Below are 21,444 nucleotides of genomic sequence, written 5' to 3' on the forward strand. Positions count from 1 at the left end.
TCACCCGCCTCCACCCGGTGACATGTCCGCCCGAACCGGTGCCGTGGGCGGTGCGGTGCGGGTGCGCGGTGCGGGGCGCAGGATTCGGCTCCAGAGCCGAGTAGCCCACCAGGTCGCGACGGCGATGGCGTAGATGACGCCGAGCATGCCGGCGGCCCGTCTACTGACGATCGCCGCGAAGATCACCGCCAGCGGGGCGGCGAGGATGAGGCGGAACATCAGGGGTGTCACCACTGCCATGACTACGGCGACGCCGAGGAGGAGACCGCCGACGCGGCCGGCGATGTCGATCCACAGAATCCGGTCCGGCCACCGGTCGGCGGTCAGGGAGTACTGGATCAACCCCATGCCGAGGGTGGCGGCGACGATGGATCCGGTCGGCGCGGCCAGCAACGCCGACCAGCCGCCGTGCGGGGAACGCCACTGCCGGGCGGCGACGACCGCCATCGCCACGGCCATCACCGACACCGGCGCGATCGGCCACAGCGCCCACTTCAGGTACGGGCCGACGGGCATTCCGAAGTATTGGCTGGTGACCACCGCGTACAGGCCAGCGATCGCCGCGCCGAGGGACACCGCGGCGAGGATCCCGACGCTGACCCTTCCCCCTTCGGTTCGGGTGCCGGGGGTGGGACTGCGGGCGGCGATCAGCGAGCCGAGGACTGTGCCCGCGGCCAGGCACGCCAGCAGGGCCATCACGGCCGCCATCGTGAACTCGCCCCAGTTCACACTCACCGAGTAGTACACACCGAGCACCCCGTGCTCCTCGGCGGTCAGGAGGCACTGCCAGATCAGGGCGAGCGACGCGAAGCCGGGCACCGCGATCGCCGCCGCCCGCCGCACGGGCGGCACCGCCACCTCCACCCGCTCGACCGTTCCGGCATCGACGGCGCCGACGTCAGCGGCGCCTCGAGCCGCGGCCAGCTCCGGCTCGGGCACGACTATGGGTGCGGCGCCTGTGTGCTCGGCGATCGCCGCCGCTAGGTGCGGCAGTTGGGCGCTGCCGCCCACACAGTAGATACCGGCGAGGTCGCCGACCGTGAGCTCGGCGGCGGCGACTGTCTCCTGCGTCAACTGCGCCACGCGCCACGCCACCGGCCGGACGGCCTCGTCGAGCATCGCGCTGTTCGCTATCACCGGCGGCCGGTCCGGAAGCGGAACCGTGACAGCCGGATGGCTCACCAACGCTTCCTTGGCGACCCGGACGCTGTGCGCCACCGACGCGCGCGACGCGCCCTGACCCTCTCCCATCGACGCGCCGATGAGGGCGTCGGCGAGCGCCTGATCGACTGCCGCGCCGCCAGCCGCGGCGTCCGCGAGGGTCGCGAGGACCTCGAATCCAGCCGGCCCACGGCGCAGCACCGTCACCTCCGCGCCAGCGCCGACGTCACACACGACAAGGAACGCACCGACCGGCACCCGCACACCAGTGGCGAGCAGATACTCGGCGACCGCCACCGGGGCCTCCACCAGACGCGGTTGCGGCAACCCCGCCCGGTGCGCGACCTGCCGCATCCAGGTCCGCCGCCTGGGCCCCCACCCCGCCGGGACTATCACCCGCACATCCCGCACCGGCTGACCGACGACCCGCTCGGCTTCGGCGGCGACCCTGCGTAGTGGCGACGCCGCCACCTCCAGCGCGTCGCCGCCAGCGTCACCTGCCGTCGCGTCCTCCACCGGGTGGCGCGGGCCCGGAATGAACGCTGCGGGCTGCCCCGCCGCCTGTCCGTTCGCGGGCATAGACGACGCGCCGTGTAGGGATGGATTCGCCGCGAATGACAGCACGTGCGCGTTGCCGTCGGCCCACGCCAGGACGGCTTGGGTGCCGGCGCTGCCGCAGTCGATCGACAACCGCGCTTCCCCCGACCCCATGTCCATAGTCAAACATGAGGATCACATTCACGTCACCTGTCAATCACTCACGGCCAGCAGAGGTCAGGCGAAACCGCACCAGCGTCACCGGCCGCCGAACCGCCAAGGGACCTCATCGAGGAAATCCTCGTGCTGGGCCGTCTCCCACGCCCGCATGCTCGGATACCGGTCACCGCAGTACCGCCGCCGCAGATGCTCAGCGAACCGCTCCCGCTCCTGGTCGCCTGCCAGCACGAGCCCGCGATCATCAGCGCCTGCCCGAAGCAAACAACTACCGTCCGGATGGACCGTCACGGTGATCTCGCCCTGACGTGCCACGGGGACACCCGCGGCGAGGTACGCGAGATAGATGTAGCGGTAGTCGAACTCGTTGTGGCGCTGGTGTATCCAGCCCAACCACCGGTCCACCTCGTCCAAGGTCCACGGGCTCATCGGTTACCTCCCACCCTGCGGTGATCAGCCAAGATTCATCAATCCCAATCGTCAGTGCAAGCCATGACATGCCGGATGCGTCGGGCTCCGTGCGCGTCGGCTACGCACCGCCCCACCACACATACGCCTGAACCAAACGCCTGATCCACAGGCCGCCGAAGGTTTTCCACGCCGCTCTTCCGAGGCAGCGGGTCCGTGGATCGACCAGCCCAACCCCGAGGGGCAGCACCGCGATTTCCGTTATGACGGCACGGACGACGTGCCGACCTTCCAGTACGACGGGCCTCTACTCCAGGACCAGTGAGATTGGCACGGTCTGCCAACCGACAAAGCCGGAGCGGCTCGTGAGCCGAGCACAGAACGGCATAATTCCGGCCTGACCGAATCGCCACCCAAGACCAACAGTCAATCGAACACTTGTACGATGCTCCGGTGGAGGACATCGTGGCGCGCTGGTGGAACGGGATCTGGGGACGCCTGGGCCGCCGAGATGTGTGGCTCACCCGCGAGGTCCGATGAAAGGTCACCGCCCGAGCCGGCGACACCGACACCGGCCGGGTGCTGCGGTGGGAGTTCGACACCGAAGGCGAGGCCCTCGCCATGGTCAAGCGCCTCCTCGCCGCCGACGCGGGCGGCCAGTGGCGCAAGCAGTCCGGCGACAGTCAGCCACCACAGCAGGCATAGCGCCTGGCTTGCGGTCCGCAGCCCCACAGGCCGCGGACCGCCAGCCGGGATCGTGGTCAGGAGCTACAGGTGTTGAGCATGCTCTGCAGGGCGGACTTCTCCGACGACTGCAGGGTCAGGCCCCAGTTGTACTTCACGGTGATCCACATCTTGCTGTAGGTGCACCGGTACGACGACAGGGACGGCTGCCAGGTCGAAGGGTCCTGGTCGCCCTTGGACTGGTTGACGTTGTCCGTCACCGCGATCAGCTGCGGGCGGGTGAGGTCGTTGGCGAAGCTCTGCCGGCGGCTGGTCGTCCACGAGTTGGCGCCGGAGCGCCACGCCTCCGCCAAGGGCACGACGTGGTCAATGTCAACGTCGGAGGCCGCCGTCCAGGTGGCTCCGTCGTACGGGCTGTACCAGCGACCCGAGGTGGCCGCGCAGGCGCTGTCGACGACGACGGACGTGCCGTCGCGCTTGAGGACCTGCTCGCGGGTGTTGCAGCTACCGCTGATCGTGATCCAGTGCGGGAACAGGTCCCGCGAGTAGCCACTCGTTGAGCCCTGCGTCGCCACGGTCAAGGCGTTGAGCTGCGACTGGGCCGTCGCCTTCGATGGGATCCCGGGAGGTGTGGCGGACGCGGGCTGCGCGCTGACGCCGACCAGGGCGGCGACGGCGGCGAGGACGACTGTGGCGGCGTAGCGCGTGATGCGTGGGGAACGGGCAGAGACTGGGGTTACCCGCATAGGGGCCTCCTCGGCACTGGGTGGACGGCAACCGTCTCTGACGATCGTTGCCATCGAAGGGCGTGTTTGTGAAGGGGTGAGGAAGCAGCCAGGAAACTTTGAAACGCTCTGCGGCTGGCGTGCGAGCACGAGCCGGGTCGGCTCAACGCAGCCTCGCCGGGTGCCTGTTCCGGGTACGCGAAGTACGGCGTCTGCTGTCGAACGACTGTGCGCCCATCTCCCGGCGGCGCAGGTCGATCGGGGCCTGCTTGGCCCGCATCGCCGCGATGTTCTCCCGGAGTTGGCGCAGCTGCGGTGCTCGTCAAGTGACGCGCCACCGAGAAGCCCTGGTTGACGCCGTGGCTCTCGTCGCGTATCACGGTCCGCACTACCCAGCCGTGATACGCGCAACGGGCGTGTACCCGCTACCGTAAACCCATCGGGGATCATCGCTGGGAGGGTTGGTGCGGCCGAGTCGACGTCCACCCATCGCCCTTCAGCTGTCGCTGCTCATCATCGCCGTTCTGCTGGAGATCGCGGCGAACTTCTTCGCCAATGCCGACACGTCACCCCTGTCCGCCGGGATCCGCCAGGTTGCCGGTCCGGCGCTGATCGTCCTGCTGGTGGTGCTGATCGTCGGGAACGGCCTAGTGCTGTGGTGGCAGGCACCCCGTAGTCCGCGGCCCATGTGGCGGTCGGATCGAAGCCCCTATCCCGGGCTGTCTGCCTTTACGGAGCAGGACGCGTCGGTGTTCTTCGGCCGAGAGGAGCAGGTCGCTGAGCTGGTGCGCCGCCTGCATGAACTTGGTCTGGACGGCTCCGACCGCTTCGTCTGCATTACCGGTGCCTCCGGCAGCGGCAAATCCTCGCTGCTGCATGCTGGCGTGGTTCCCCGGCTGCGAGTGGGACGGTGGCAGGTGTTGCCAGCGGTCACGCCGGCGGGTGAACCGCTCGGTGTCCTCGCGGACCTAGCGGTCACGCTGGGTGCCGTCGACCGGGCCACCGCGCTGCGGGAGGTGCGGTCCCGCCCAAACAGCCTCGCCCGTCATCTAACCGCCTGGCGGGCTCGCGAGGGCCATCGGCGCGGACGCGTCCTGCTGATTCTCGACCAGCTCGAGGAACTGGTAACCCTGTCCAGCCCTGCTGAACAGGCGACGTTCCTGGAGCAGATCGCGACGGCCCTCGACACCGACCGGAGGCTCTGGGTTGTCGCGACGCTCCGCGTCGAGTTCCTCGCCGGTCTCCTCGCCGGGCCGCGCCCGGACCTGTTCGCTAGCCCGGTCGCGCTCGGGACCATGCGGCCGGCGGACCTCGTCACGGTTGTGGAGCAGCCCGCCCAGCTCGCCGGAATGCGCTTCGAAGACGGACTCGTCGACCAAATCGTCGCCGACACCGCTACACCGGACGCGTTGCCACTGCTGGCGTACCTGCTTGCAGAGCTGCACCGAGCGGCGGGCCCAGGGCAGACGGCTACCCGCCAGGCGTACCAGGCACTCGGCGGCGTCGCGGGGGCGCTGGGCCGCCAGGCCGACAGCGTGATGGCTGAAGTGCGGCGCGAGAGCAGCACCGAGGACGTCCTGGACACCCTGCTCCGTCTGGTAGCGATGGAGGGCACCGAACCGACTCGACGCCGGGTGCCGTTGCGGGACCTGTCCGATGATCAGCGTCGGGTGATTGCCGTCTTCACCGATGCTCGGCTTCTGACCACCGACGTGATCGACGGTCAGCCGTGCGCGCAGGTCGCGCACGAGGCGTTGTTCCGCCGGTGGGCGCCGCTGCGCCAGCAGGTCGAAGCGCGGGCGGAGCAACTGCGCCGGCGTACCGAGCTGGAACGGTGGGCGGCGGACTGGGTCCACGCCGGGCGCAGCGCCGACTACCTGCTCACCGGGGAACGGCTTGCGCTGGCCGGGCAGTGGCTTGAAGCGATGGAGTCGGCCGGCCAGGACAGCCCTACCGCGCGTGCCCTGGTGAACGCCTCCCGCAGCCGAGACACCGCGTTCCTGCACCGGGTGTCGGAGACGATCGGTCAGTTCGCGCTCAGCAACGTCGACCGATACCCAGAGCTCGCGGTGCTGCTGACCTCGGCCGCCCTGCAGGAGTGCCCACCAACGCCGGTCGCCCGCCGGGCCCTGATGGCAGCGTTGGCGTTCAGCCACACCGAGGCGGTACTCACCGGGCACACCGACGCCGTCCGCGGAGTCGCCTGGTCACCCGACGGCGCGCATCTGGCCACCGCGTCCAGAGACGGCACCGCGCGAATCTGGCACGCCGACACCGGCACCGTCGTCCGGGTGCTACGCGGGCACACCGGCATGGTGGACGCCGTCGACTGGTCCCCCGACGCCACCCGGCTCGCTACCGCCTCCCGGGACGGCACGGTCCGGGTGTGGGACGCAGCAACGGCGGAACCTGTCGCGGTGTTGCCCTGCGGCGACGTGGCACGCGGTGTCACCTGGTCACCAGACGGATCCCGCCTCGCCGGGTCGAGCCGGGACCGGACGGTCCAGGTATGGGACACCGCCACCTGGAAGCTTGCCGCCCATCTGGTTGGCCACGAAGGGGACGTGTGGGGCCTGCGGTTCGCCCCCGACTCCCGCCGGCTGGCCTCCGCATCCCACGACCGGTCCGTCATCGTCTGGGACCTCACCACCGCTACAGCGGAGCAGAGACTGACGGGGCACGGGGACTTCGTCGAGGCCGTCGCCTGGTCCCCCGACGGAAGCCAACTCGTCACCGGGTCCGGCGATCAGACCGTGCGGATCTGGGATCGGGCGACCGGTGAACCTCGACATGTCATCGGTGGTCAGGGATCCCCCGTCTGGTCGGTCGCCTGGTCCCCCGACGGTCGCACCGTCGTATTTGCCAGCGGCGACGGCAGCATCCGCGCCTGGGACGTCCGCCGGCTGCGCGAGGTAGCCGAGCTACGCGGGCACTCCCAGGTTGCCTGGTCCGTTGCACTGTCTCCCGACGGGCGTCGGGTGCTCAGCGGCTCCGGTGACGGCACCGCCCGGCTGTGGACGATCCAGCCGCGCGGCGCCGAACAACGGCTCCTCGCCGGACACGACGGACCGGTCACCGCCCTCACGCTGGATTGGATGGCGCGGATCGCGACCGGTGGCGCCGACGGCACCGTACGAACCTGGCGGCCGGACGGCACGGCCGACGTCGCGACTTGGCCGGAACCGGTCGTGGCCCTTGCCTGCTCACCGACAGCCAACGTGATCGCCGTGGCCCTGCGGGACGGCTCGGCCCACCTGGCCGGCGTCGACGGCGACGTTCGCTTCGGGGCCGAGGTCGAATCGCTGGCCTGGTCACCGGACGGGTCCCGGTTGGCCGCAGGCTGCAAGGACAACTCAGTACGAGTATGGGACGTCCGCACACGCAGTTCCGCCGGCGTCCTACGCGGGCACGCCGACTGGGTAGGAGCGCTCGCCTGGTCCCCGAGCGGCCGCTACCTCGCCTCCGGCTCCGACGACCGAACCGTCCGCGTGTGGGACATCGAAAACCCCGGCGACAGCACCGTCCACTCCGGCCATCAGAACTACATCGACGGAATCAGCTGGGCACCCGACGAGCGTCGGCTCGCCACCTGCTCTGCCGATTGGACCGTCCGCGTCTGGGACCTCACCGGCACCGACCAGCCGCAGGTCCTGACCGGCCACGACAAGCGCGTCCGCGCAGTAGCCTGGGCTCCCGACGGCCAGCGCCTGGCATCCTGCTCCGACGATCGCACCGTACGAATTTGGGACTGCGCGAACGACGACCAGTGCGAGGTGATCGGCGTTCACCGCGACGGCGTGACCAGCCTCGCGTGGTTGCCGGACGGGCGGCAGGTCGTGACGGGTTCAGCGGACGGCACTGCGCGCGTCTGGGCGGACTCGGTCGACTTGGCCGAGCTAACCGCAGTAGCGCGTTCACGGGTGTTCCGGGCGCTCACCGACGACGAGAGGCAGGCGCACCTATTGCCTAGCGACGCGGGCTCATAGGGTCTGCTCGACCTCGCGGGTCTCCTCGCCCAGCAGGTAATCGTCCGGGTCCAGGCCGAGCGTCTTACGACGCTCTGAGGCCCAGTAGGCCGCGTTGGCATCCTCGAACGACTCAGGGCCATCATGGGAGATCACCCAGACGTGCTGATTCCGCGCCCGGTCCTTCCACGACCCAAGGATCTCGAAACCAAGATCACGGCGCAGCGGGACGACCAAACGCTGCCACCTGTCCACCCACTCATCCAGCAGCCCTGCCCGGATCGTGTAGATACGGATTTGCACCGACCGTGCCATACCTGTCACCTCATCCGTGGCGCAACCCAGAGCGTTACGCCATCGACCCTAGTTGGCGCGATGGAGCCAAGCCGGCAACATAATCAGCGCTGCACGACGTCGCACGACGCGTCGAGGCACTTCTCTTCCTGACGCTATCCCGCCAGCCTGTCTACCATCGCCGCAGCATGCCAGAACGATCAGCGGTGATCAGAGCGCTGCGCCGGGCCGTCAGTTACCGCCAAAAAGGATCATCCGTTACGGGATGTCGCCGCTGTCGCATGGGAAGGTTTTCCTTGAGGTCAATCGGTGCGGACGGCCGGATTCAACCTGGCGTGGAGTGGAGCTGGCGCCGTAGCACCTCGCTCGGCTGACAGGCCCTGCCCACATGTCTGAAGCCTGACCACAAGTCCGCGACGCGGGGTGGCAGGGGCAGCAGCCGAGCCTCCGCAGATGGCCACTGTTGCGCAGGACGCAGAACACCAATAGCCTGGGCTCAAAGCCAAGCCGCGGAGATGGTGGGGCCAATGGGAGCACGAGTAGGCACAGTCGCGAGCCTGCTTGCAACATTATTATCTACGATATTCACCGCCGGCTTCCTTCTCGGCGGAGGCCCAGCATATTGGAAGTTTGCTCTTTTCTCCGCTTCCGTAGTCGCATTGGCTTTGACCCTCACGGCCTTCCTATCCCCTGGGGCACTGAACATCCACATCCTCCGATCCCGGTCCACCGATCCGGGACCTAAAATCGCGGCGTCCCTCATCACGCCGTACATATTGGAGACGCAATTTCGGCTGCTAGCCGATTTGCCCATGGTCGCTCCTGGATCCCGCAGCGCCAAGACTCACGGATCGGTGTAATCGATGGCGGCGGGCAGCAGCTCACGGCGCCTGGCTCAGCAGCGAGAATACGGCAGGCTTGATAGGAACAAGCTGAGCCAAATAATCGACAAGGCGCAGCTTTCGCGAGTCACCAGAGACCTAGAGTTAAAGCTCAAGAAGCTTGAGATGGACGGGTTCTCCGAACCTGCAGCGGCCGCTCTGAATGAGGGCCAAACTTTGTACTTCCGCCAACTGGGCGAAGAATCAATATCTCTGGCCAAACGGGATCGCCTTGACTCTGTTTCTGCGGACCATGTGCGACGGGCAGCAATCAGTCTCCGGCGCGCGGACGCTCCCACCTGGAAAGCAATCCTAAATATCGTTGGCGGCGCCCTGATGGGCACCGCAGTTCAAGAAATTGTGGGGATCGTCAACAACGACGGACCGCTAGAGAAAGGCAAGGTCCTCCTCACGATGGCGTTGGTTGCGATTGGCGTGGCCTCAGTGATCTTCGCAGTGGTCTCTTGGCGTCGCAACTAGACTGTCCCGCCCGAGGAAGTTGGTGAGCTGAACGAACCCGCAGCGTTTATAAGGGTCACTATGTTGCATACGCCGCCTGCGACGCAGACGGTCTTCAGACACCTCGGGCACTGGGTGGCGTGGATATTCGACTCCGTGGGGCGGCTGAGGCTTCATCAAAGATAAAATCGTTTATGTCACAGATCGCCTTCCTCCAGCCTTTCAGGATCAAGAGGAGTCTGCTGCGTCTGATGAGTCCCAACCTTGACCCGCGTTGGCCAGAGTCAGACACCTCCGAGCCATACCCAAATAGGTAAAGCCCTGACCGGCCAATGAATTGCGGCTGTCTCGGCGCTGCTGCAGGTCGCGGCGATCAGACGACAACTCGCGGTACTACCGGAGGACGTCAACAGCAACAGATCAAACTCTGCGCAGCAGGCGATCAAGCGTATTCCGGCCGGTCAGCGGAAGCATCGGAACGGTAAGTGGCCATTCCCCCGCGTCGTAGATTCTCAACCAGGAGTCCACCTCCGACCCGCGCTGTTGCTGTTGCTGTTGCTGTTGCCTGGATCTTCCGGAGCGAAGTCCCGAATCAGACCGGCAAGGCTCCACAATCGATCAATGCTTTAGGTTCGCGCACGAAGCGGGCCGGATCCGTGTAGATCACCTGGTCATAATCATACGGGACTGGATGGAAGGGCCGCTGACATGTCCGGAGAGTACGTTATCCGATGAGTGTCGCGACCTGCCGGGCGGCCAGAAAATGAGTGAGCGCCTCGATTTGTTCGGCCTGAACGGCGATCGTGACGAGGCGCTGTGCTCGGGTGACCGCGACGTACCAGCCGCGTAGGGATTCGTCGGTGTCCGGGTCGCCGTTGATCCAGCGGCTACTCGCGTCGCTGTCGGGCATGAGCAGCATGACAGCGAGATGTTCGTCGCCTTTGACCTGATGGATGTTGTCGGAACGAAACGACACCGTTGCAGTGTCTGCAGCACGTGGCGTCGGTGGTTTGCCGCTGAGCCGGCCGGTGCCCCGGCTCGGTCGCGCGCCCGGCGGCTGCGGCGCCCTCTTGAGTTCGGCGTTCACGTCGGCGATCCAGCCTGCGTGCGGCTCCGGCAACCCGTACAGGAATCGGTACGCGCGCCGGATGATGCCGGTGAAGTCCACAGCGGCGGCGGTGCAGCGTGCTTCGACACTGCCGCGGGCGGGAGTGTCCGGGTACCAGTACCGCAGCAGCATCCTGGCGGCGAGCCGGCATGCGTCGTCGATGAGGGCATGGTCAGCGGTCCCGGAATGCACAACGTGCCGGGCGTAGGCAAGCATGACGGCGTTGTTCCCGGACGGGCGCCGGTTCATGGCGGGCAGGTAGGTCCGGCTGTGCGCGGTGATTAGGCAGTCCACTGCCTCGATGCCGTTGGCCTGGGCGTGCTCGAGGAACACGTCGACGACCGGCCGGCCGCTCTGGACGTGCTTCGCCGTGCGGCCTTTCGGGAACCGAGTCGGCAGCAGGATCAACGGCGGCTCGAGCTGCGGCGGCCGGACCGCGCAATCAGGCGGGCGGGCACCGGAGCGCAGGGTCGCGGCGGCCTGGCAGACCGTCCGGGAGCTGCGCCAGTTCCCAGTGAGCTCGACGGTCTGCCCGAGCTCGGCCGCCAGAGCCCGTAGTACCCCAAGTTCGGCGTCGCGCCAGCTGTAGATCATCTGGTCAGGGTCGGCGACGACGACCAGCGGGATCCCGACGCGGTGCAGTGCCGTCATAATTTCCAGGTCGGTCACCGAGCAGTCCTGCGCCTCGTCAACGACGATTTCGGCGAACCGTGAGCGCAGCGGACCGGTGACGCTCTCCCCGTCGGCGAGGTAATTCAGCGCCAGTAGCCGGCTCTCATGCCCTGTGGCATATCCGTCCTGGTAGTGGGCGTTCCGGACGGTGAACGCCGCATGCGCCCACCGGTCCCACCCGTAGTTGCTGCCATTGATCAGCAGAGTGTGTTCCCGGGAGAGCAGGTCTTGCCGGATGGACTCCTGGCCGGTGCGCGGATCCCATACGAACGTGAATCCGTTCAGCGGAATCTGCCGGTCGAGTTCCACTGCGGCCTGCACCCGGTCCCAGCTGTCGATTAGCTGCAACGGCTGGTTCGACGGCAGGTTCGGTGTCACCAGGGCATCCCATATGAAAGCGTCCAGGGTGCCGATGTAGTGGGGGAAGGCAGTTGCGTCGGGCCGGCCGTCGCGGTGGCAGCGGCGACGCATCTGGGTCGCCGCGGCCCGGGTGAACGACAGCAGCGCCCGCCCGCGGCGCAGCGTGACCGCAGGTCCACGCAGGTGCCGGGAGACGATCACGTAGGTTTTCCCGGCGCCGGGACAGGCTCGAACGAACAGCGGCGCCTTCGCGGAGATAGCCTGTTCCTGCGCCGCGACGGCCTGCTCGAACGCCGTCGTCATCGGGCGCTCGTCGGCCAGACCGGAGGGGAAGCCTCGGCGATGTAGCGAATACCGTCGGCAAGGTTCTCGGGCACGACGAACTCGCATCCGGGAACCAGCCGGTCGGCCAGGGCGTGCGCGAACTCCGGCTTGGAGATGGCCGAGCCTTCAGCTGCCGCATCGTCAGAGCTGGAGATGAACAACATCCGGAACATCTCCGGCCGCTGGGCGACGGGAGCGGCCGCGATCGGCACCCACCGATGCTCCGACCTGGGTGCACACTCCAGGAACGCCTGGTGCAGCAGTACCTCGTTCTGCGGGCACATGAGGGTCGGCTCGAGGGTGCGCGGTGCGACGAACCACTCGATGACCTCAGGCCCGGCCCCGAGTCGTGTGGCCTCCGCGCGAGCGTCGATAACCCGCTTCGGTTCGTCGGTCCCCGCCTTGTCGGAGTCGGTGATCACCGCGATCCGCTGGCCGATCCGGGCACCGCTGACGGCAGTCAGCAGCACCTTGAGATAGGCGCCGAATCCCACACCGTCGGCGAGGACGATCGTCGCGCCGTGGAAGCGGTCCATAGCTTCCTGCGCTGCCTGGAGCTGCGATTCGCCGGCGCCAGCCGGCGCGGCCAGCACCAGGTCGCCGAGGGCCGGCAGCAACAGCCCCTCGGACGGGCCCTCGACCAGGATGATCCGTGCCGCGTAGAGCAGCGCATTCTTGGTGACGTCGAGGAACCGGTCGAGCTGTTTGATCTGCTTGATCCTGAGGCCCAGGTCGGCGACCGCCACGGCCCGGGCCTGCCATCCGGTGGTTTCCGTAAGCGGTCCGCGGGTCATCACGACGAGATCCTCAACACTGACCGCCGCGGACAGCACCGGTGAGTGGGTGGTCAGCACGACCTGGATGTGCCCGGCGGGCTGGGACGGATCAGTGACCGTACGCTGCCGGGAGGCTGCCGCCCGCCGTTTGAGGTAGCGCAGCAGCAGGGTCTGCAACTGCGGGTGCAGATGGGCTTCCGGCTCCTCGATCAGCAGCAGGGTTAGGTCGGACTCGCGGGCGGTCTCGAGTTCGGCCAGGACGGTCGCGATGTACAGCGCGTTCGCGTAGCCCAGCCCGGAGTTGTCGATCGACGCGGTCAGCGGCAGTTCCGCGTCGCCGAGCAGCATCCGCAGTGCCCGCGAGATCGACCCCAGGTTGGCATCCGTCACCGTGAGACCGGCCTGCTGACGGTGCGCCCCGGAGGTGATCGCCCCGAGTGAGCCGCTGACTGCCGAACCGACGGCTCGGACCGCATCGTCCTGTGCGAGTGCAGTGAAGTGCCCGGCGGCACGGCCGACGAAGGCGTCGACCTTGTCCTGACCGCCGAGCAGCGCCTCCAGCATCACCCGGATCCGGGCGCCGCCGGCGACGCCGAGATCGCGGACGGCATCGCGCAGCGCGGGCAGGTGCACGTGTCGGATCGCGGTGCGCAGAGACGGCTCGCTAGACGATTCCTTGTCCTCGCCGACCTGCCACGTCGTCGTGCCTCGACGACGCCCCAGCGGCGGCCGGGTGTACGTCAAGGCCCACGCCGCCGAGCGTTTCCCGTCGGCGGTCGCGCCGGGAAGAAACGCCGACAGATAGGCGCCGGCATGGTCCGGGTCAATGTCCGACAGAACAGCCCGCAGCTGGACTTGATCATCCGGGCCGGCACCGTCGAACATGTCACCGTCGGCCAGCGCCGGGCCGCGCCGTCCGTCGAGAGCATCGGTCAGCTGGCGCAGACTGTCGATCACCGTCGTCTTGCCCGCATTGTTCTCGCCGGCCAGGACAGTGACCTCGGGGCGCAGCCGGACGCTGACCTGCCGGCACGACCGATAGTTCCCGATCGTGATGTTGGAAACGAACATGACCGCCCCTACGAGTACGAACGTTCATGATCGCAGCGAGCCCGATCATGAACCTCGGACTTCAGGTCCGATTCCCGGCGCCGGACGCACGAGGCGCACTCCGCCACCTGCCGGCAACGAACCGCCCGGCGTCCCGCCGACGCGCAGGCAAATGGTGCAGCCCGGGCGCACCCGGCAACCCGCCAAGTACAACAACGTCCGCCTCGCCATCCCGCTGCGATTCCAGAGCTGCCCACGGACGGCTCGGCCCCTGCAGGGAGCCTCGTGCACGCCGATGTCGGGCTGTTCGGATTCTGGAAATTTCTGGAAACCATGATTAGGTATGGCGATCTTGCAACTATCAGGAGTACGTTCTGAGTCGTGCCTGATGAAGCCCTCACCCCGGAAGACCTGGCGGCCGCGGTCGCGAACCTGCAGCGCGCCCTTGAGCGGGCCGGGGGCGCCGATCTCGACCCGGGTCTGCTCGGTGCGATCGATGACAGCCTCACCGCAGCCCGCCGGACGGTTCGGCGGATGGCACGGACTACCGGCGGACAGGCTCGGGGTGGCCGGCGGACTGTTCGCGCTCAGGTGATCGAGGCCTTGTCCGACCTCGGCGTTCCGGCCAGTGCTCCGCTGATTAGCGCCTACCACCAGGCCATCTTCGAGTCGGACCTCACCGCATACGGGATGGCGTCGTTGCGCCGGGACGAGGCCCGCCGATCCCTGGAGGGTGAGGTGCTCGTCGTTCCAACCCTCACTCCCCAGCTGGCACCTGCCCGGGGCTTGCTGGCACTGTCGACCTGGCCCGACTGGCTTCGGATCACCGGCGTCTACAGCGAGCGGGTTAACCACCTGTACGTCGTCCGCCGCATGCTCGATCACCTCGAAACCCTGCCGGAGAGCGACGCCGACCGGCGGAACGCTCTCACTCAGGTGCTGCGGACCTTCGGGTCGAGCCTCGACGGGATCAGCTTCAACGAGATCGACATCGCGACGACCCGGGCCGCAATCAGCAACCAGCTGGCCCTCATTGAGGAGAAGGACCGCGAGGTCCGCGAGGAGGCCGCCGCCCGCCTCGGGCAGGAATCTGACCTCAGCCGCCGGATGTTCGGCACGCCGAAGCCCAATCTGCGTGTCGTCGGCGGTGATGAATGACCGCCGTCAATACCGTGGGGGTGGCGGGCGATCCACGCCTCTACGACGTCCGCGGCAGCCAGAAACCGGCTCGGCTCAACGCTCGGACCGCCGCCGCGCTGTCCAGCAATCCCGGCTGCGACCGCCGTACCGTCACCGACCTCGCCCAGGTGAACAAGGAACGGCTGTCCTCCGCGGCCGGGATCGATGCCCCGTTCGGTCAGTCGCCGTTCGCGATCACCCGTGGCAACGCGTTCGAGAACCGGCTTAAGCGCGGCACCAACTACGACATGTTGTTCACGATCCTCACCGAGGCGATCGGCCTACCGCCGGATCGCTACAGCGTGCAGGACCTCGGCAGTGACGAGCCGGCCGGACCGGCTGCGATCCGCGCCCGGGCATACCGCACCCGGCAGACATTGCGGTGGATCCTGTCCGGCGACCCGGACGCCCCCGCCGTACTCGATCACCCCGTCCTCACCCTCACCATCGCCGGGGTCGAGGTGTTCGTCGAACCGGATGCGCTCGCACTCGCCGCGGTCGGCGGACGGCTCATCCCCGCCGAGATCAAATCTTTCGCCTCCGTCGACAGGATCATCGACGGCGCCAAGGCCGCCGCGGCCGCGAAGCAGGTCGCCGTCTACGTCTACGCGCTGCGCCAGGCCGCCGTCGCGCTCGGCCACAAACCCGAGGTGGTATCCACCGAGGCGGTTCTGATCACGCCGGTGAACACCACCACACAGCAGGCAGTAGGCAACCCGCTGCCGGTCGGACCGAGGGTCGCCGTTCTGGAACGGCAGCTGGACCGGGTGACCAAGATCGGAGACATCCTCGACCGGCTCCCGCCCGGCTTCACCCTCGACCCCAGCGACCCGGTCCTCGCCGGCCTCACCGACGAGCAGAAGGCAGAGGAACTCGCCGCGCGCCTTCGGCTGATCCCGGCCAACTACCAGCCGGGGTGCCGATCCGAATGCGGGTTCGGCGAGTTCTGCCACCGGCAGGCCGTCGAATCCGGCAACCCGATGCTGCTCGGCCCCTCCACCCGGGATGCGCTGGCTGGCGTAACCGACCTGCGGCAGGCCGTGCGGATCGCGCACGGCCGACCGCAGCCCGCTGATGCCGCTCTGCCAGAAACCGAGGTAGCGCTGCGCCGCGCCGCACGTATCCAGCGGGAAGCCGAAGCCGCCGCCCGCCGCCGGAACGGAGCAGCATGAGCACCCTGGCCGCCCTACGCCGCGCTGAGGCGTTCGACACCGCACGTGCCGTGCCGAAGGCCAGCCGTCGGCACGTTGAACTGGACGACGCTCCGCTGGTCATCACGCTCAACGTGCTCGCCGGCGAACCCTTCGCGCCGCTCGGCATCACCTGGGGCACTGATCCCCGCGAACCCGCCGGGCACACGGTCATCCCGGAGCCCCGCAACCGCGACCTGCGCTACGCCGGTCTCGCCGAGTTCGGCCAGGCCCTGAACGAGTACCTCAAGCCGCACCTGGCCTACACGATCGAGACCTCGAGTCGGGGCGTGCAGTACCCGGAATGTGCGACCTGCCCGCAGATCGTCGTCCCCGATGCCGCTTCAGCGAAAGCACTCGTGCTCATGGCCGGCCGCGGTGTCCGCTATGCCCAGGGAGCCCCGCCTGCGGCCGCGTGGGCGGCCGCGCACCTGACCATGATCGGCCAGCACCGCGACTTCGCCGGACAGTCACTGCTGCTTGCCGCGACCAACCTGTTGTCTCTGCACTGGGAGACCGGACAGGCGGACCTGGAGAACCAGAACCTTGCCGCGTTGCTCGCCTGGATCGATCCCGACGCGGCGCACACTAGTCGCGCCGACCGGCTCGACGCGATCGCGATCGCAGAGAAACACACGTGGGGACCGCTGCGGTCTCCCGATTTCGACCGAGGCTTGATCGACCTGATCCGGTCCTACCACCGATCCCGGAGCGATCGCGCCCGCGATCTCGCCGTGCAGCGGATCACTGACGAAGTCCTGCCCGAGCTGGTCGCCGCGTACCGCGGCACCCACCGAGCGCTCCGGCTGCTGCGAACGCGGCCACCAGCGCCCAGTGCCTTCGCCCGCCGCGTCGAAGACCGCAAGGCATGGGCTTCGCACGCTCGCCGCAGCGACGCCGCCGAACCACCCCGGTTCACCGCCCGAGACACCGCCCAGTCGGCTCAGCGAGCCGTTGCCTACCTGGAAGGTCCAGCGGACCTGGTGCCGGCCCAGATGGCGTACGACGATCCGCTGATCATGGCCGAGCACGTCGACGTCGGCCAAGCCTTCACCGGTGACGTGGTCGCCGTCGATGAGAACAACCGCGAGGTACGCCCCGGCGGACGGAACCGGGTCCGGGTACCGATCATCACCGTCCGCACCGCCTCCAGACCGCCACATCCCACCGGCACCACCGTCTGGTGGGCGGACAACCCGGCGATCAAGTGCAGCATCCGGTCAGTACGCACCGCCTATTCAGGCCTGGGCGACGACCTGGACGACAGCCCGTACCTGATCAACCTGACCGTCCTCAGCGGCATGGCCAAGAACCCGCTGCCCGCCGCCGGTGACAGACACACCTTCGCCACGCTCAGCCCAGGATCCGGCGCGCCGGCACCACGCGCCGACGAGGCCCCGTGGACCCACCAGCCACGCCAGGAAGGACCCGACGCGTGATCGCGCCCGCCGCCACACCCAACTACGCCGAGGTCGCCGAACGGGACCTGCGGATCGTTACCACGCTGCTCGACGGTCTACGGGACGATCGGGCACTGGTAGTCAAAGCCCCTCCCGGCGCGGGGAAATCGACCCTGGTCCGCGGTGTCGCCCGACTCCTGCAGCGCCGCGGCGTCGTCCCGATCGTCACGCAGACCAACGCACAGGCCGACGATTTGGTCCTTGCACTTCACCGCGAAAACCCTGCGCTCACCGTCGCCCGTCTGCACGGCGCGGACGGGCTCGGCGTCGCTGTAGCGGCGTCCACGATCAACAGCGGCGGACGGCTGCAGACCGGCGGGAAGCTTTCCGACCTGTTGAGTCTCGGCGCCCGGATCATCGTCGCGCCTGCCGCGAAATGGGCGTACGAACATCCTGCGGCACCTTTTCGACGGATGATCATCGATGAGTGCTACCAGATGCGCGCCGACGCCCTCTATGCCATTGCCAACCACGCCGAACAAATACTGCTTATCGGCGATCCCGGCCAGCTCTCACCGTTCACCAAGCTCGACACCGACCGCTGGCAGGCACTGCCGCACTCTCCAATCCGGCCGGCCATGGACATCCTGTTTACCAACCACCCGCGTGTACCGGTCCATAACATGGGTGTCTCCTGGCGGCTCCCGCCGTCAGCCGCGGGACTGGTGTCCGACTGCTTCTACCCGGACGTGCCGTTCATCCCCGGCACGGCTGCGGCCCACCGGGCTCTGCGCCTCACCAACCGCCGCTTCAGCCCCCGCGTGGCCGCCGACTCAGCCATACACACGGCTCTCGATCAAGCCGCCAGAACCGGCTGGGCCTACCTGGAACTAACCAGCCGCCACACCGCCCGCGCCGACGACCAGACCGCACAAACGCTCACCGACCTGACCATCGCGCTCCTCGACCGGCAGGCCACCATTACCTCCGAATTGATCAGCGACCAGAACGGCCGCCGGCTGGGTCCTGAGGATCTCGCTGTTGTCACCGCCCACAACGATCAGGCGAATCTTGTCCAGGCTAAACTTGAGGACCTTGGCGTCGACCTTGACCGGATGACGGTCACCACCGCCAACAAAATCCAAGGCCGCGAGTTCGCGATCACCCTCGTCTGGCACCCGCTCGCCGGCCGAGTCGACGCCACCGAGTTTCACCTCGACCCCGGCCGCATGTGCGTCATGCTCTCCAGACACCGGCACGCCAGCATCGTCGTCGGCCGAGCCGGCGCCGACCAAATCCTGCTCAGCCACCCCGACAACACCGAACTGATCGTCGGCGAGAACCAACCAGAAGTCGATGGATACACCGCTCACTGGAATGTCCTCGACCATCTCGCCCACCACCGCGTCCCTGCCTTCTGATTGTTTGGCACGCTTCGCCTGTGTGGTACGGTTCGCGGCCCCACTGCTGGCTTCAAGGCAATAGTGTGGACTATCCCGCTAACGGCACTTCTCTTTGTCAGGGCCTCGGTAGCAGAGCAGTCTCCAACTTCTTGAATTGTGGCGAAGATCAGGGTCTGCAGCCATGATCGCAGAGCTTGTGGTCGGGGTCGCTCGGGAAACACTTGCGGCCTTCGGGCTGGCCCTCGAACGGCCTGCGCCCCGGTCACGACCGCCCGCGAGAGTGACTCGAGAGAGGCCTGTATTAGCCCGAAGTTGGTCTGCCCTCCTCGCCGGATCCCTCGTTCCCGGTCCCGCAAGAAGATTCCGTGCCCGCCGCACAGCCCATGGAACCCGCCCAGTCGTCACCGCGATCGATCCCCATAAGGCATCCTGGACCACCGTCGCAGTCGACAACCGGCTCCAACTACTCGCCAAGATCCAGCTGCGGGGCTGGGCGTGGAAGCCCTTGCGGGATGGCGCGAGGGCCCGCTCATCGTCCGTCGATGCCGAGGCCGGCACCATGTCGGGTGCAGCAGTGATGTACCCGCCGTCGGGCCCACGCTTTGACCAGGCTCGGGTGGTCCGCGGCGCTTCATACCCGCGGCGCGATCAACGAGGCACGCCCCGCCTCGGCGACGAACGGACGCGAATAACTTACTGCACGTATCAGGTGTCCTAGAAAAGAGCTCGCCCGCTGCCGTAGGGCGTGGATGGGCCAGGAGGCGACAAATGTGCCTGCACCTCTCGAACACGAGCAAGGATTGCTTCGACGAAATTGAGCCAAGATAATTCCTCGATAGGCTCGCACGGAGGCTGCGCAGGATTTTGGCTACTCGTGACGAAGCATACGGCGTCATACAGACCTTGTTGCAGCATACGCCACGACAGAATTTCCCCCCGCTTGAGGTACGAAGAGTTGAGGAAGTCCTCGTCCACGGGCCACTTGCTAGGGAGGCCGCCGACCGGATAGATGGTTTCTACACTCTCCTCGATCAGGAACATGAAGCCTGCCCATGGGCCTAAATCGCCGTACATGCCTGTCAGTGCATGTGTGAGGCGGAGGTCGGTAGCGTTACCGATGGCCTCCTCAGTGCGGTTGTTAAAATTGTTGGCGGCGCTTTTCGCGCCCAACGATTTTAGCTCCAAGGCCGCAATCAGCGTTTCGTCTTGGTAAACAATTAGGTCCCAGTTCTTGGTCACCCTATAGTATCCAGGAACGGTAGCCGAACGATTCCTTAGGAAATTACGCTCGCCATAGCCGCAGTCGATGAATACCGATTCAACCAATGCCTGAAGGGACCCGAAGTGCCTTCCGGCTCGGACTGCAGCGGCAAGCCCTTCACCCCTTCCTGTAATCGACTGCCTGTCCCGTGTCGTCCAATACGATCGACAAGACTCAGCGAACGCGGTCTGCAGAATTTGATGGTTCACCATGATTGCTCCTATTGGTCAGCAGAGCAGCCTCGCCTCGCCTGACCTGCCGTTATCCAGCGGAATAAGGGTGCACCGCACACGACATCGATAGGTGACCGATGAAGACTTCGACTCTAGCTGACCTATAGCCGACTGGAGCCTCCAGGCTTTACCGACGCTCAAGGAGCAGTTCGAGTGCCCTCACCTTCGGCACATCAAGACACCTCACCACGACCGGCAGGCGCGCGCGATGGCTCTCGGGTCCACGGTGCCCCCGGACGGATCTGCCGCGACTGCCGCGACGTTGCCGCCACCGCCAACATTGTCGACGGACACCGGTGGCACACGACGTGACCTAGGTGGTCGAACGGCAACCCCACCGCAGGCCGGCGCGTCCTGAAGTGGCACGAGGAAAGGGCAATTTCCGACTGAGCCTTACCCGTCTGTTCTCACAGCTTGCCTGCAAGTTGGGTATGCACAAGGGTGCGCAACCTTCAGCGGGCAATCTCGGGGTTTGGAGCGGGCGTGCCACCCGGGAACGCTCGGCGGAGATCCGCGACGAACCTATCCCAACCCACTTCCCGATCAGGTTCCGTCCAGGAAAATGGCTCCTCGGTGACCCCGACAGCCCAGGTGAGGTGGTAGAGGCCGGAGTCGCGCATTCGCTTGCACATGATCGCGGTGCGTTGCAGGTAGGAAGCGCCTTTGAAGATTGGGTCGGGCGACCCGAGAGGGCTGCCTACACCAACCGGCCTGGCGCTATCAGGGTTGATCCCCATCACGAAGATATAGGCGCGTCGCATATTGGCCGGCAAAATCCCATGCCGCTCCGCCTGTCGAGCATCCTCGGCGATACCGAAAACCTCGTCGGCCCGGTTGTTCAGGTTCTTCCCTTCGCTGCCACTCATAGATTTGTACTCCACGGCAAGGATCGGGACATCACCCTTGAGAACGACAAGGTCCCATGATTTGCTGGAGCGGTAATAGCTCGCCAGAGTAGCCTGCCGATTAGTCAATAGCCTTAGATCGGTGGCGCCAGTACGGTGAATCTCGTCAACGACCAACTGATTGAGGGCCGCCAGGTGCAGTCCTCCAGTTACCGCAGACCGCCTTCCCTGCTGGGCTCGCCCTCCTGCCTCCGAGCGTGCTGCCTGCTCTCGTCGCACGTCCACCCAGGACTGAAGGGCCACACCGACACGGTCCGTTGTGGAGTTCATTGATGCTCCTTGCTCGCTGAAA

General features: G+C 66.9%; 15 protein-coding genes and 1 pseudogene. 7 read left to right on the top strand and 9 right to left on the bottom strand.

The window, feature by feature from the left end:
- Both AB0C03_RS01495 and AB0C03_RS01500 read right to left on the bottom strand, forming a co-directional pair.
- Complete coding sequence (locus AB0C03_RS01495) at positions 1-1,740, bottom strand: Hsp70 family protein (RefSeq protein ID WP_357633428.1); 1,740 nt, start codon at positions 1,738-1,740, stop codon at positions 1-3.
- Between the two features lie 216 nt (positions 1,741-1,956).
- Positions 1,957-2,304: a hypothetical protein gene (locus AB0C03_RS01500; RefSeq protein WP_357633431.1), complete on the bottom strand. Its 348-nt coding sequence runs from the start codon at positions 2,302-2,304 to the stop codon at positions 1,957-1,959.
- 558 nt (positions 2,305-2,862) lie between these two features.
- On the opposite strand from AB0C03_RS01500, the gene AB0C03_RS01505 reads away from it, so the two are divergent.
- Positions 2,863-2,988: a hypothetical protein gene (locus AB0C03_RS01505; RefSeq protein ID WP_357633434.1), complete on the top strand. Its 126-nt coding sequence runs from the start codon at positions 2,863-2,865 to the stop codon at positions 2,986-2,988.
- A 56-nt stretch (positions 2,989-3,044) separates the two neighbouring features.
- Here the strand turns inward: AB0C03_RS01505 and AB0C03_RS01510 are convergent, their stop codons facing one another.
- Complete coding sequence (locus AB0C03_RS01510; protein WP_357633437.1) at positions 3,045-3,713, bottom strand: HNH endonuclease family protein; 669 nt, start codon at positions 3,711-3,713, stop codon at positions 3,045-3,047.
- A gap of 443 nt (positions 3,714-4,156) precedes the next feature.
- On the opposite strand from AB0C03_RS01510, the gene AB0C03_RS01515 reads away from it, so the two are divergent.
- Positions 4,157-7,678: an nSTAND1 domain-containing NTPase gene (locus tag AB0C03_RS01515; protein WP_357633440.1), complete on the top strand. Its 3,522-nt coding sequence runs from the start codon at positions 4,157-4,159 to the stop codon at positions 7,676-7,678.
- On the opposite strand, the gene AB0C03_RS01520 is transcribed toward AB0C03_RS01515, so the two are convergent.
- On the bottom strand, positions 7,673-7,972 hold the full coding sequence (locus AB0C03_RS01520; protein WP_357633443.1) for an NIPSNAP family containing protein: 300 nt from the start codon (positions 7,970-7,972) through the stop codon (positions 7,673-7,675). The two genes, AB0C03_RS01515 and AB0C03_RS01520, sit on opposite strands and share 6 nt — an antisense overlap.
- An 842-nt stretch (positions 7,973-8,814) precedes the next feature.
- On the opposite strand from AB0C03_RS01520, the gene AB0C03_RS01525 reads away from it, so the two are divergent.
- Positions 8,815-9,312, top strand: coding sequence for a hypothetical protein (locus tag AB0C03_RS01525; RefSeq protein ID WP_357633446.1), 498 nt, complete (start codon positions 8,815-8,817; stop codon positions 9,310-9,312).
- A 703-nt stretch (positions 9,313-10,015) separates the two neighbouring features.
- Here the strand turns inward: AB0C03_RS01525 and AB0C03_RS01530 are convergent.
- The 3 genes and pseudogenes from AB0C03_RS01530 to AB0C03_RS01540 all read right to left on the bottom strand — a co-directional run.
- Positions 10,016-11,734 (bottom strand): UvrD-helicase domain-containing protein, encoded by a 1,719-nt coding sequence (locus AB0C03_RS01530; RefSeq protein WP_357633449.1) that lies wholly within the window; start codon positions 11,732-11,734, stop codon positions 10,016-10,018.
- Positions 11,731-13,416 (bottom strand): ATP-dependent nuclease, encoded by a 1,686-nt coding sequence (locus tag AB0C03_RS01535; RefSeq protein ID WP_357634455.1) that lies wholly within the window; start codon positions 13,414-13,416, stop codon positions 11,731-11,733. Before AB0C03_RS01535 ends, AB0C03_RS01530 begins: the two co-directional genes overlap by 4 nt.
- Before the next feature lie 60 nt (positions 13,417-13,476).
- Positions 13,477-13,602 (bottom strand): annotated as a pseudogene (locus AB0C03_RS01540) (AAA family ATPase); the annotation flags it as partial.
- A 360-nt stretch (positions 13,603-13,962) separates the two neighbouring features.
- On the opposite strand from AB0C03_RS01540, the gene AB0C03_RS01545 reads away from it, so the two are divergent.
- From AB0C03_RS01545 to AB0C03_RS01560, 4 genes are read left to right on the top strand one after another with little or no spacing between them, the layout of a single operon-like run.
- Positions 13,963-14,739: a hypothetical protein gene (locus AB0C03_RS01545; protein ID WP_357633452.1), complete on the top strand. Its 777-nt coding sequence runs from the start codon at positions 13,963-13,965 to the stop codon at positions 14,737-14,739.
- Positions 14,736-15,932 (top strand): hypothetical protein, encoded by a 1,197-nt coding sequence (locus AB0C03_RS01550; protein ID WP_357633455.1) that lies wholly within the window; start codon positions 14,736-14,738, stop codon positions 15,930-15,932. The genes AB0C03_RS01545 and AB0C03_RS01550 overlap by 4 nt, the downstream gene beginning before the upstream one ends.
- Positions 15,929-17,389, top strand: coding sequence for a hypothetical protein (locus tag AB0C03_RS01555; RefSeq protein ID WP_357633458.1), 1,461 nt, complete (start codon positions 15,929-15,931; stop codon positions 17,387-17,389). Before AB0C03_RS01550 ends, AB0C03_RS01555 begins: the two co-directional genes overlap by 4 nt.
- A complete protein-coding gene (locus AB0C03_RS01560) occupies positions 17,386-18,771 on the top strand; it encodes an AAA family ATPase (protein ID WP_357633461.1) in 1,386 nt (461 codons plus the stop codon). Before AB0C03_RS01555 ends, AB0C03_RS01560 begins: the two co-directional genes overlap by 4 nt.
- A 696-nt stretch (positions 18,772-19,467) precedes the next feature.
- Here the strand turns inward: AB0C03_RS01560 and AB0C03_RS01565 are convergent.
- Together AB0C03_RS01565 and AB0C03_RS01570 are read right to left on the bottom strand one after the other, a co-directional pair.
- Positions 19,468-20,226 (bottom strand): PaeR7I family type II restriction endonuclease, encoded by a 759-nt coding sequence (locus tag AB0C03_RS01565; RefSeq protein WP_357633464.1) that lies wholly within the window; start codon positions 20,224-20,226, stop codon positions 19,468-19,470.
- A 473-nt stretch (positions 20,227-20,699) separates the two neighbouring features.
- A complete protein-coding gene (locus AB0C03_RS01570; protein ID WP_357633467.1) occupies positions 20,700-21,422 on the bottom strand; it encodes a PaeR7I family type II restriction endonuclease in 723 nt (240 codons plus the stop codon).
- Positions 21,423-21,444 lie beyond the last annotated feature (22 nt).

This window comes from Micromonospora parva (genome assembly GCF_040649675.1).
GTDB lineage: Bacteria > Actinomycetota > Actinomycetes > Mycobacteriales > Micromonosporaceae > Micromonospora > Micromonospora parva.

Excerpts from the sequence above, each read along its gene's own strand:
- AB0C03_RS01550 (WP_357633455.1), top strand. The coding sequence starts at position 14,736 with ATGACCGCCGTCAATACCGTGGGGGTGGCGGGCGATCCACGCCTCTAC.
- AB0C03_RS01535 (WP_357634455.1), bottom strand. The coding sequence starts at position 13,416 with ATGTTCGACGGTGCCGGCCCGGATGATCAAGTCCAGCTGCGGGCTGTT.
- AB0C03_RS01510 (WP_357633437.1), bottom strand. The coding sequence starts at position 3,713 with ATGCGGGTAACCCCAGTCTCTGCCCGTTCCCCACGCATCACGCGCTAC.
- AB0C03_RS01500 (WP_357633431.1), bottom strand. The coding sequence starts at position 2,304 with ATGAGCCCGTGGACCTTGGACGAGGTGGACCGGTGGTTGGGCTGGATA.
- AB0C03_RS01520 (WP_357633443.1), bottom strand. The coding sequence starts at position 7,972 with ATGGCACGGTCGGTGCAAATCCGTATCTACACGATCCGGGCAGGGCTG.
- AB0C03_RS01570 (WP_357633467.1), bottom strand. The coding sequence starts at position 21,422 with ATGAACTCCACAACGGACCGTGTCGGTGTGGCCCTTCAGTCCTGGGTG.
- AB0C03_RS01525 (WP_357633446.1), top strand. The coding sequence starts at position 8,815 with ATGGCGGCGGGCAGCAGCTCACGGCGCCTGGCTCAGCAGCGAGAATAC.
- AB0C03_RS01530 (WP_357633449.1), bottom strand. The coding sequence starts at position 11,734 with ATGACGACGGCGTTCGAGCAGGCCGTCGCGGCGCAGGAACAGGCTATC.
- AB0C03_RS01565 (WP_357633464.1), bottom strand. The coding sequence starts at position 20,226 with ATGGTGAACCATCAAATTCTGCAGACCGCGTTCGCTGAGTCTTGTCGA.
- AB0C03_RS01495 (WP_357633428.1), bottom strand. The coding sequence starts at position 1,740 with ATGCCCGCGAACGGACAGGCGGCGGGGCAGCCCGCAGCGTTCATTCCG.
- AB0C03_RS01555 (WP_357633458.1), top strand. The coding sequence starts at position 15,929 with ATGAGCACCCTGGCCGCCCTACGCCGCGCTGAGGCGTTCGACACCGCA.